At 60.9% G+C, this 11235-nt stretch carries 12 protein-coding genes; 7 read left to right on the top strand and 5 right to left on the bottom strand.

Translation table 11 applies throughout. The features are described 5' to 3' along the window. On the bottom strand, positions 1–1084 hold a 1084-nt coding region (locus VMU57_RS08570), incomplete at its 3' end, for a VWA domain-containing protein (RefSeq protein ID WP_325382435.1). After that, positions 1068–2129 (bottom strand): VWA domain-containing protein, encoded by a 1062-nt coding sequence (locus tag VMU57_RS08575; protein WP_325382437.1) that lies wholly within the window; start codon positions 2127–2129, stop codon positions 1068–1070. The genes VMU57_RS08570 and VMU57_RS08575, both read right to left, overlap by 17 nt. A gap of 216 nt (positions 2130–2345) precedes the next feature. Between VMU57_RS08575 and VMU57_RS08580 the strand changes: the two genes are divergently transcribed. The 4 genes from VMU57_RS08580 to VMU57_RS08595 all read left to right on the top strand — a co-directional run bounded on the left by VMU57_RS08580 (position 2346) and on the right by VMU57_RS08595 (position 6384). Beyond that, the gene (locus VMU57_RS08580; protein WP_325382439.1) at positions 2346–3689 is read left to right on the top strand and encodes a DUF1015 domain-containing protein; all 1344 of its coding nucleotides are present in this window, start codon (positions 2346–2348) and stop codon (positions 3687–3689) included. A 297-nt stretch (positions 3690–3986) separates the two neighbouring features. Next, positions 3987–4742 (top strand): N-acetylmuramoyl-L-alanine amidase, encoded by a 756-nt coding sequence (locus tag VMU57_RS08585; RefSeq protein ID WP_325382441.1) that lies wholly within the window; start codon positions 3987–3989, stop codon positions 4740–4742. Beyond that, positions 4739–5467 (top strand): GerMN domain-containing protein, encoded by a 729-nt coding sequence (locus tag VMU57_RS08590; protein ID WP_325382443.1) that lies wholly within the window; start codon positions 4739–4741, stop codon positions 5465–5467. Before VMU57_RS08585 ends, VMU57_RS08590 begins: the two co-directional genes overlap by 4 nt. Next, positions 5464–6384 (top strand): glutamate racemase, encoded by a 921-nt coding sequence (locus tag VMU57_RS08595; RefSeq protein ID WP_325382445.1) that lies wholly within the window; start codon positions 5464–5466, stop codon positions 6382–6384. Before VMU57_RS08590 ends, VMU57_RS08595 begins: the two co-directional genes overlap by 4 nt. Before the next feature lie 210 nt (positions 6385–6594). Here VMU57_RS08595 and VMU57_RS08600 read toward each other — a convergent pair whose 3' ends face one another. Then, a complete protein-coding gene (locus VMU57_RS08600; protein WP_325382447.1) occupies positions 6595–7047 on the bottom strand; it encodes a DUF1569 domain-containing protein in 453 nt (150 codons plus the stop codon). Between the two features lie 447 nt (positions 7048–7494). Further along, positions 7495–7788 (bottom strand): hypothetical protein, encoded by a 294-nt coding sequence (locus VMU57_RS08605; RefSeq protein ID WP_325382449.1) that lies wholly within the window; start codon positions 7786–7788, stop codon positions 7495–7497. A gap of 514 nt (positions 7789–8302) precedes the next feature. Here VMU57_RS08605 and VMU57_RS08610 point away from each other — a divergent pair. The 3 genes from VMU57_RS08610 to VMU57_RS08620 are packed head-to-tail and all read left to right on the top strand — an operon-like array spanning position 8303 to position 10020. Beyond that, a complete protein-coding gene (locus VMU57_RS08610; protein ID WP_325382450.1) occupies positions 8303–8686 on the top strand; it encodes an EVE domain-containing protein in 384 nt (127 codons plus the stop codon). 44 nt (positions 8687–8730) lie between these two features. Continuing rightward, a complete protein-coding gene (locus VMU57_RS08615; RefSeq protein WP_325382452.1) occupies positions 8731–9492 on the top strand; it encodes an enoyl-ACP reductase in 762 nt (253 codons plus the stop codon). An 18-nt stretch (positions 9493–9510) separates the two neighbouring features. Beyond that, entirely contained in the window at positions 9511–10020 is a 510-nt protein-coding gene (locus VMU57_RS08620) for a DinB family protein (RefSeq protein WP_325382454.1), read from the top strand. Between the two features lie 6 nt (positions 10021–10026). On the opposite strand, the gene VMU57_RS08625 is transcribed toward VMU57_RS08620, so the two are convergent. Further along, the coding region (locus VMU57_RS08625) for an ATP-binding cassette domain-containing protein (RefSeq protein WP_325382456.1) at positions 10027–11235 on the bottom strand (1209 nt) is incomplete at its 5' end.

The following is an 11235-nucleotide window of genomic DNA, read 5'->3' on the forward strand; positions in this document are numbered from 1 at the left end:
CCACCTTGGGGAAGTACCCAGCCCGCGTCCGCACCGACAACTTACCCATCCCCTTGGCCTTGGCCTCGACATGAACCTGCCGGTATCCGCCCAGCGTAGGCGATTTCGTCGAGTGATACGCGATCGTATATTGCGTCCGAATGTCTTTTGCGACCTCGGCAGCAATCCCGTCCACATCCTGCACCGACTTGGGGAAATAAGCCACGCCGCCCGTCTCCTCCGAGAGCGCCTCCAGCACCCTGCGCGCATGACGCGCCTCACGCTTGTCCGTATCCTGCCCAAACAACAGACCGATGCTGTAAATCACCGGCCCATCAATATCCTGAATCCTGCGGATCGTCTGCTCGAGCGTCGCCGTTGACGCATTGTCCTCGCCGTCCGTAATCACCAGCAGCACCTGCTTGGGATGCTTCGCATTCTTCGACGTATAGTCGGCCGAGGCCACCAGCGCATCGTAGAGCGCCGTTCCGCCGCTGGACTTGATATAGTCCAGCCCCTTCTGCAGCTTGTTGATATCGCTCGTAAAGTCCTGGTCGATGAACGCCTCCCACGAGAAGTCCACCACGAAGGCCTCATCCTCCGGATTCGACAACTTCACCAGATCCAGCGAAGCTTCTTCCACCGCCGCGCGCTTGTCATACATCGACCCCGAGCTGTCGATCAAGATCCCCAGCGAGACCGGCAAGTCCTCATGCCGAAACGACGAGATCGTCTGCGAAACCCCATCCTCGTAGACATGGAAGGCGTCCTTGGTCAGCGTCTGGACCGAGCGCCCGCTACCATCGACCACGGTAGCGTTCAGCCGCACCTCATACGCGTTTTCGCGCAGCGTATACCGTCCGCCCGTGCCCTTCTCGATCTGTCCCTGGGGAAGCCCCTCGGGCGCACCCTCTGCCGGAGCGGCCTGCGTCTCCGCATCCGGCGACGGCACCGGGTCACGGTCCACCGTAAGCGACGGTTGCCCAGTTGCCTGCTGTGGCGCAGCCTTTGCCTGCTGGGCCTGAGCGCCCATCGTGCCGCCCACCGCAATCAACATCCCCGCCGCCAACGTCAGCGGCCAAAACCGGTTACTCCGAAGGTGCATAGTACCCCTGGCGATTGTGCACCGTCAGCGGGGGAAGCCCCGGCGGTGGAAGCAATCGTACCTTCAATTTACGCCAGTTCCCATCCCGTTTCAGTCCCGAAGGCGTATATCCGATGACATATTCGTTCCGCAGCTCCGCGCTGATCCGCGCAGCGATATCTCCCAGCTCCGACACATCGTTCACGCGAAACATCCGGCCGCCCGTGGCATCGCACATATCGGCCAGCAGCAGCGGCCCCGTCTGCTCCTCGGGAGTCGGCGCGTACGCATCGAATATCCCAATCGAATAGATCTGCACATCGCTCTCCCGCACCGCTCGCCGCAGCTCGCCCTCGGTATACCGGCTGCGGTTGTCGCCGCCGTCGGAGATAATCAGCAGCGCCTTGCGGTCGTACTTTGCCTCCTTCAGCTTGTCCACCGCCAGATAAACCGCATCGATCAGCGCCGTCCGCTTCTCCGGCTTCAGCATCACCATCCGCGCCTCTACGTCCTCCACCTCGGACGTATAGTCCACAATCACCGCCGGACGGTCGTTGAAGCCCACCACGAAAAACTCGTCCTTCGGGTTCGATGTACGCAGAAACTCGGTCAGCGCCTTCTGCGAGCGCATGAACTTCGACGTCATGCTCCCGCTCAGGTCGAAGACCACCCCAATCGATACCGGAGCGTCATCGGTCGAAAAGCTCTTGATCGTCTGCCCCACACTGTCGTCGAAGATCTGAAAGTTCTCCTTGTCCAGCCCCGTCACCAGACGGTTCATCGGGTCGGTCACGGTCATCGGAACCAGCACCAGGTTCACGTCCACGCGAATCCGCGAATTCCGGTGCGAGGTAGCATGGGCCGCCACATTGTCCGCGCCTTCAAGCACTGGCTTCGCATCCTCTGGCGTCTTCTTCGGCGGTGGCGGAGCCTGCGTCTGCACCTGGTCCAGCGGGTTCTCCTGCGCCCAGCCCACTCCGCCCCAGCCCATGGCGCACAGCGTCAGAATCGAAGCCGCAAGTCCTCGCTTCAGCCAACAACCAAACGCAGCGTCTGCACCCGGCATATCAGTACCCGTACCTTGCCTGAACCAGAGAAGGAATCTCCCACCATACGCCTTCAACCAATCAACCACGCACGCAGCTTACACCGATCTACGGTCCTCTGTGTCACTGGACGAAAACCAGCCCGTTGCGGTTGCCTTAAACCGGCGCTGAAGCCACCAATTCACACAACACCCGTACAATAACCTCATACACCTTCTCTGGAGAAAACAAAAAGCATGGCCCGCATCTACCCCTTCCGCGCCCTTCGTTACGACACCTCCCGCGTCAAAATGGAAGACGTCGTCACCCAGCCCTACGACAAGATCACCCCGGCCATGCAGGAGCGCTACTACGAAGCCAGCCCCTACAACCTCATCCGCGTCATCCTCGGCAAGCAGTTCCCCACCGATACCGACGACGAGAACACCTACACCCGCGCCGCCGAGACCCTCCACGACTGGCGCAAAGAGAAGATCCTCCGCGAAGAGGCCGAGCCCGCCCTCTACGGCTACTCCCAGACCTACACCGTCCCTCACACCGACGAGGTACGCGAGCGTCGCGGCTTCATCGCCCTCGGCCACCTCTACGACTACGCCGACAAGGTCGTCTACCGCCACGAGCAGACCTTCCCCAAGCACAAATCCGATCGCCTGAGCCTCTTCAAGGCCACCCGCGCCTACTGCGAGCAGATCTACATGCTCTACTCCGACCCCGCCTTCACCGCGGAGAAATTGATCTTCGGCTCCGACTCGGCCGCCGACCTCGCCATCACCGACGAGTACGGTGTCGTCCACAAGGTCTGGAAGCTCACCGATCCGCAGCTCATCAACCTTATCGTCACCGCCATGGCCGACAAAAAGCTCATCATCGCCGACGGCCACCACCGCTACGAGACCTCGGTCGCCTATGCCCAGGAGCGCTCGGCGCAGCTCAAGCTTCCTCTCAACCAGCCCTACCCGCCCATGAACGAAGACTCCAGGCTCGGCACCGGCCACCTTCCCGTCCCGGCTTTCCCCGAAGCGGCCATGATGATGACCTTCGTCAACATGGAGGCCCCCGGCATCACCATCCTGCCGACCCACCGCGTCGTCTACGACATCCCCGCGTTCAGCTCGCCCGACTTCATCACCAAGGCCTCAGCCTTCTTCGACATCGAGCAGCTTGACTCCCCCGACGTCAGCATCCTCGCCAAAACTCCGGGCGTGGCCATCGTGGCCGCCACCGGGGACGGCAACTATCTGCTCAAGGCCAAAAAGGAAGTCATCGCCAAGGAACTAGCTGACCTTCCCACCCGCCAGGCCCAGCTCGACGTCGTTCAGCTTCACTCCATCATCCTCGACCGCATCCTCGGTCTCAGCTCCGACACCATCACCAAGCTGGGCAACGTCCGCTTCATCCGCGAAGTCGACGAAGCAGTCGGTCTGGTCACCAGCGGCGAGGCTGACGTAGCCTTCCTCATCAAGCCCATCACGCTCGACCAGCTCAAGGACGTCTCCCTCTCCATGGACGTCATGCCGCAGAAGTCCACCGACTTCTACCCCAAGCTCCTCAGCGGCCTCGCCATCTACGCCCTCGACTAAGCCAAACCAAAAGGCGCGGTCATCCCCAGGATGACCGCGCCCTCCATAACCCTCCACCAAATTGTCATTCCGACGCAGCGCGAAAGCACGAGTCGAAGAACCTGCGGTTGCCGTTCAGTTGCCGTCGCTTCTGGGTACGCCAAGGCTTCAGCCTTGGCCCTCTATATCCCTTCAAAAAAGTCGTGGGCTTTAGCCCCTGAGATATGCCTTCCTCTGCCACTTCAGCATCATCAGGACCGGAACCAACACCCTCAACCACGTCCCTCATTCCAACCAATTACAATCAACCCAACCACATTGACTCCTCCCCGGAAGCAATTCGCCGCCGCCGTCCTGCTCACTCTCAGCAGCCTCGCGTCCCTCGCCCAAACTCCACAGCCAGCCCAGCTACAAGCCCCAAAGCCGCCGCTAACCGTCCCCTTCACACCAAAACCCACCCGCACCCTCATCCTCATCGATCCCGCTCACGGAGGCCCCGACACCGGAGCCCACCTCCCCAACGACCTCCTCGAAAAAGACATCACGCTAGCCTTCAACAACCGCCTCCGTGCCCTGCTCTCCGGCAATAACTTCGCCGTCATCTCCACCCGCACCTCCGACCCCGCCGCCGCCTTCACCACCGACCAGCGCGCCGAGATCGCCAACCACGACCACCCCGCCGTCTGCCTCGTCCTCCACGCCACCAGCAGCGGCTCCGGCATCCACCTCTTCACCTCGAGCCTGACTCCGCCAGAGCACCCCCCCCACATCCTCCGATGGGACACCGCACAGGCCGCCTCCGTCCCCGACAGCCGCCTTATCGCCAACCAGATCGGCGTCGCTCTGCTTCAGGCCAAGCTGCCCGTCATCCTCGGACAGGCCTCCGTCCCTCCGCTCGACAACCTCATCTGCCCCGCCATCGCCATCGAGCTGGCACCCCTGGCGAACACCACCGCGACTCCCACCCCCGTCTCCGACCCCAGCTACCAGCAGCAAGCCGCCGAGGCCATCGCCGCTGCCCTCACCCAATGGCGCACCGAAACCGCAGCCAACGCCGACGGAGCCGCGCAATGATCCCTCGCTATCAGCGCATCCTCTTCTGGACCCTCGTCGGCGGCATCTTCCTCATGGCCGCCTTCCTCATCCACGGCTGCCAGCAGGCGCACAAACGCCTCACCGCGCTCAACGACGCCACCCCCATCGCCGCGCCCACCACCGCCAGCACCCAGGACGTCACCCTCTACCTCGCCAACGACGCCGACGGCTCCATCGCACCTGACCAGCAGCAGATCGCCCTGCCGCAAGACCCCACCCTCCGCGCCCGCGCTCTGCTCGAACATCTACTTGGCGAATACGCTCTGCCCACCTCCGCACACGTCCTCCAAAGCGGCCCCGCAGTCGATGACGTCTTCTTCCTGCCCCTGCCCATCACCACACCCGCCCCCACCAACACCCTCAGCGCAACTACGGGCCTCCCCCAGCAGCAAAAAGCCGCTCCGTCACCTGCCGCTCAATCGGCCGGGGAGGTCGCCGTCGTCAATCTTCACGGCTCCTTTGTAGAAAACCATCCCTCCGGCATCGAAGTAGAAAACCTCACGCTGCTCTCGATCATCGGCACCCTTCACGCCAACTTCCCCAAAATCACTGAAGTCCGTTTCCTGGTCGACGGCCAGGCCCACGACACCCTCGCCGGCCACGCCGACCTCAAGCGCTCCTACCTCGCCATCGACACTACGACAACCCCGACTCCACCCCAGCCCGAAGTTTTACCCCGTCCGCAGGAAGCGACCCAGCCATGACCGCGAAGCCTACTAAGCTCCTTTCTCCCAATCCCACCATCGGCGTCTTCGACTCCGGCTTCGGCGGCCTCACCGTCCTCCGCGATTTGCTCCCTCTCATCCCCGGCGCGCGCTACATCTACCTCGGCGACACCGCTCGCCTGCCCTACGGCTCCAAGTCGCGGGAGACCATCGCCCGCTACGCCGTCTCCAGCGCAAAGTTTCTCGAAGATCAAGGTGCCGACCTGCTCTGCATCGCCTGCAATACCGCCAGCGCCCTCGCCCTCGAAGACATCCAGCAGGCCATGCCCATCCCCGTCGTAGGCGTCATCCAGCCCGGAGCCGAAGCCGCCCTCGCCGCTAAAAGTTCCGCATCGCAACAGATCGTATCGGAACAGAATTGTCATCCTGAGCGCAGCGCAGCGGAGTCGAAGGACCTGAGTTTCTCTCCCGAACCACCACAAGCCTCAGTCCTCGTCCTCGCCACGACGGCCACCACCCAATCCCACGCCTACGCCCAATCCCTCAACGCCCTGGGACTGGCTGCCACCGAAAAGGCCTGCCCTCTGCTCGTCCCTCTGGTCGAAGAAGGCTGGATCGACCACCACGTCACCGCCGAAGTCCTCCGCATCTATCTCAACGAAGCCTTCGCCGAAGCACCCAACGCCCAAACCCTTCTGCTCGGCTGCACCCACTACCCTCTGCTCCAGCCGCTCATCGAGCGCACCCTCGCCGAGCTCAACCATCCCATGACCATCATCGACTCCGCCGCCGCCACCGCCGCCAGCGTAGCCGCATACTTTTTACCGAACTCCACCGGAGCGCCCGCCACCAGCCGCTTCTACGCCACCGACTCCATCGAGAAGTTCCAGCGCCTCGGCTCCGCCTTCCTCAACCAGCTGCTCAGCGAAGTCCACCTGCTCGACCTGGGCGGCTAGCCCAGCTCGCGTCATCTCGTCATCGTGGCAGGGCGTAGGATTATGGACCGTAAAGGAGAACGCCGCTATGAGCTCTTCTCATGAAAAAGAGTCCTGGTTTGATCGTTGGTGGATTCTGCTGGTCATCCTCTTTGGGCTGCTCTTCGTCACCATGCTGGTTTCGTTTCACCCCATGGGATAGAGCGCGATAGCTGCCGCCAAGCCGGGAAATCAGACCCCAAACTGGCGCAGATGATGGTCCAGATGCTTGTACATCCACGCCGACCACTCCTCCGGCGTCAGCTTCCCGAAAAAACTGTGTGGATGCGTCGTACATCCCTCCGGCCCCGATGCCGCAAACCGGTCGATCATCCTGCACAACTGCTCCCGCTCCACCGCCAGGTCCCGCTCATCCTTCACCACCAGCCCCGGAACCGTCGGCGAGTTCCGGCGCATCGGCTCGCTTTCCTTAAATGCCATCGGCTTTATGATCCAACCGATAGCTCGCCCCACCAGCATCCTCGGCGGCCGCCGGTCACCCGTAGCCAACTCCAGACCGCGCGTGCAATGCGCTACCGCCTGCGGTGCGTTCATCTTGCCCCATTGCCGCTCGCTGTCCGGCCTCAGCCGCGCCATCCGTTCCTTGATCTCTTCCACCGTCGCCGCTTCAAAAAGATTCTTCATCGGTAAGAACGTCTCCTTCGTCTGTCCATATCCAGCCGCACCAGCAAAAGCCTCGTTGCGAACACCAGTAGCATCAAGCTTTATATATTCCCATACAAGCATGCGTGTCAACGTAATTTCACCCGCTTTCCACCGAAAGAAGTCCAAAGCTTGTCTTATCGGCAACCGTATCGCAATATCTCGGCACTCAATCCACAAACGCGATCGTCGAAACTGCGCCCTCGCGCGAAGTGGCACAAAACGCGTAGGATGGAAGACGTTAAAAGGAGAAGGTTGCATGAGTTCGTCTAGTTCATCGGAGTCGTGGTTGGATCGCTGGTTTCCCCTGCTGGTCATCGTCTTTGGATTGCTCTTCGTCACTTTGCTGGTGTCGTTTAAACCCCTGGGATAAATAAGGGTGCGGCGCTAGCCGTGCCTTTTACAGCAATAAAATTCCTCGTTGGCACATCAGGCCCAGAAAGATAAGGGCTCACTCGCCTGCTCTTCCTCGGCGGACTGGGGTCGTCTCGCAGCATTGGCGTCGGGCTGTCTCTGACTCTGCTGCTGCCGAGAACTTCCCTCCGGGTCCCTGCCGACCATAAAACTCTCAAACGGATCCATCTCACCCTCAACGTCCAGACCGCTTCGCTGCAACTGGCTGCGAACATCGGCAGCCCGTTGTGCGGAGACTGCCTTTTCCGCCGCCCTCGTCGACGAGAGATCAACCGCATTGAAGTTCGTGGGGTGGCTATGAACGTGCATCTTCCCTCCTGCCGATCAAGTCCACAAAGTTACGGTGCAACTAACGCGCCACATTGCTGCGGGCATAGATGAGGAAACCCTGATCTCCAATGACCCTAAGGAAACTCTGACTACATCATGGTCTTGAAGGGGCGGCTTCAGCCGCATCGTAAGTCATCCTACGAAAAGAGGCTTTAGCCTCTGAGGAATCCCTGGGGGCTCAATCAGACCTTCCCTAAGCCATCCCCACCCTCAAAACCTGTCAAGCCCCCAGATCTCTAACTGGCACATAAGAAAAGAAATATAGGTGCAGAAAAGTGCAAATGAGTTTCCCTCAATCCGCTAAACTAAAACAAGAGATCGAGCAAGAAGTCCCGGCCATCCCCGGGATTTTTTTCATGGCCCACCACCACGCAGAATCAATCCTGGGTCCGAACCGAAGTCCAGACCTATATCATTTATTTTGAAGACTTTAGGACTTAAGTACGGGGGGAGGGGTACCTCTCCGTATCCAGCAAAGCGAACAGGAGCCGACATGCCATACCTTCTGAAGACTGAACCGAACAAGTACTCCTACGACGATCTCCTGCGCGACGGCGAGACCACGTGGGACGGCATCGCCAACAACCAGGCCCTGCTCTACCTGCGCAACATGAAGCCCGGCGAAAAGCTGGTCATCTACCACTCCAACATCGGCAAGGCCGCCATTGGCACCGCAAAGGTCGTCTCGGTCGACGCCACCGACCCCAAAAACCCGAACGTCCGCATCAAACCGGTCAAGCGGCTCAAACACGAGAAGCCGCTCGATGAGATTCGCCAGTCCGCCGTCTTCAAGGACTCCATCCTGTTCCGCCAGTTCCGCCTCTCCGTCGTGCCTCTGACCGACGAGCAGTACGACTGGCTCACGTTGCCCCGCTAACTTGCTATCCTAACCATCGGAATCCAACAGGAGTACATGACACCATGATTGATCTCAAAGGCAAAGTAGCCGTCGTCTTCGGCCTCGCCAACAAGCGCAGCATCGCCTGGGGCATCGCCCAGAAGCTCTCCGAAGCGGGCGCGTCGCTCGCCATCTGCTACCAGAACGAGCGCCTTCAGCGGGACGCCGAAGAGCTCGCCGCCGACCTGCCCAGCGCACGGACCTTCCAGTGCGATGTCGCCATCGACGCCGATATCGACAAGGTCTTCGAGGAGCTCAAGTCCGCCTATGGCAAGCTCGATATCCTCGTCCACTCCATCGGCTTCGCGCCCAATATCAAGAACACCGTCCTCCAGACCACCCGCGAAGACTTCCGCGTCGCACACGACATCAGCGCCTACTCGCTGATCGCGCTCGCCCGCGCCGCAGAGCCGCTGATGACGGAAGGCGGTTCGATCCTCACCCTGACCTACTACGGCTCCACCAAGGTCTTCCCCAACTACAACATCATGGGCGTGGCCAAGGCAGCGCTCGAAGCCACGGTGCGCTACCTCGCCGCCGACCTTGGCAGCAAGAAGATCCGCGTCAACGCCATCTCCGCCGGCCCCATCAAGACCCTCGCCGCCCGCGGCATCAGCGACTTCACCCAAATTCTGAACGCCGTCGAACAGCGCGGCCCGCTCCACCGCAACGTCGAGGTCGCCGAGGTCGGCAACACGGCGCTCTTCCTCTCGAGCGACCTCGCCAGCGGCATCACCGGCGAAATCACCTTCGTCGACTGCGGCTACAACATCACCGGCCTCTAACCTCCAGGGAGAAAAACCATGACCATCGCCGAAGTCCTCCTTCAAGACTACGACATCGAAATCTCGAACACGCGCCGGACGCTCGAGCGCGTTCCCGAGGGCAGGAACGACTTTAAGTGTCACGAAAAGTCCATGCCTCTCGGCAAACTCGCCATGCACTGTGCCAGCATGCCGCTGTTCGGTTACTACATCCTCGAAGACGAGAGCATGGACCTAGCAGCGCCCAAGCGCCCACATGTCCCGCTCGTCTTCACCACCCGCGAAGCCGCGCTCAAGCAACTCGACGAAGCCGCCGCACAGTGTCGAGCCTCGCTCGCCGCAGCCTCTGACGAGCACCTGCAGAAGCTCTGGAGGTTCACCTACGGCGAACAGGTCATCTGCAACAACTCCCGCACTTTGACCTTCCGGCAGATGTTCTTCAACCACCTCATTCACCACACCGCGCAGCTTGGCGTCTATCTTCGACTCAACGACATTCCTGTCCCCGGGCTCTACGGTCCATCCGCCGACGAGGGCATGGGAGGCTAAGCTGATTTACCCGACCTTCTCGGTCAACTCCGCCCATCGCGCATACAGGTCATCCGCAGCCGTCTGCGCAGCTTCCATCTCGGCCAGTGCCGCAGTCAGCCTGGTCGCATCGGTCACAACATCCTGCCGCTCCAACATCTCGCGCGCAGCCTGCAGACGATCCTCCGCAGCCTCGACAGCAGCTTCAATTCCGGCGAACTCGCGGGCCTCAAGATAGGACAGCTTCTTCTTTCCGCCAGCAGCCGGAGCAGACGCAGAGGTAGCCGAAGCAACCGCCTTGCCCGTAGCTCCCGGAGCAATCGCTTCTTCCACCTTCGCGCCGCGCCACTGTTCCCACTGCGAGTAGTCCGAAAATCTCTCCGAGCCGCCTTTGCCATCGAGTCCCAACACGACGGTCGATACGCGATCCAGCATGTAACGGTCATGGGTCACCAATACCAGCGCGCCGGTATACTCCAGCAAACTCTCTTCCAGAATTTCGAGCGTAGCGATATCCAGATCGTTGGTCGGTTCATCGAGCAACAGCAGATCCGCAGGCTCCAGCATGAGCTTCGCAATCAGCACACGCGCTCGCTCGCCGCCGCTCAGCCTCTCGACTGGTTGATTCAACTGCTCGCTGGTAAACAGGAACTTCGTGGCATAGCTCGCCACATGCACCACGCGTCCCTGATAGACGACCGAGTCCGAATCTGGAGCCAGCGCCCTCCGCAGCGTCACATCCTCATCCAGCTCGCGCATCTGGCTGAAGTACACAATCTTCAGCAGCGGAGCCTTCTTGACCACGCCAGCCGAAGCCTCCAGCTCTCCTGTCAGCAGCCGCAGCAGCGTCGTCTTTCCGCTCCCGTTCGGGCCGACAAGTCCTACTCGAACGCCCGAGGTAATCAGAAAATTCAGCCCTTCGACGATCTTCCTATCGCCGAGCGTGATGCTTACATCCTCCAACTCGACCAGCCGTTTCGTCTGCCGCTCCGTCGCAGAGAAATCAATTCCCGCAGTCGCCGTCTGCACGCGCGAGTTTACTTCCTTCAACTGCCCGATCAGATCGTTCGCATTGTCGATCCGCGCCTTCGCCTTTGTAGACCGCGCCTTTGGTCCACGCCGCAGCCAGTCCACTTCGATCTTCACGCGGTTCTTCAGCGCATCCTGCAGCTTGGTCTGCGCCTCCATGTAAGCCTCTTTGCCCTCAAGAAACTTCGAGTAAGTCCCCTTCAGCCG

It is taken from the genome of Edaphobacter sp. (assembly GCF_035532915.1).
Lineage (GTDB): Bacteria > Acidobacteriota > Terriglobia > Terriglobales > Acidobacteriaceae > Edaphobacter.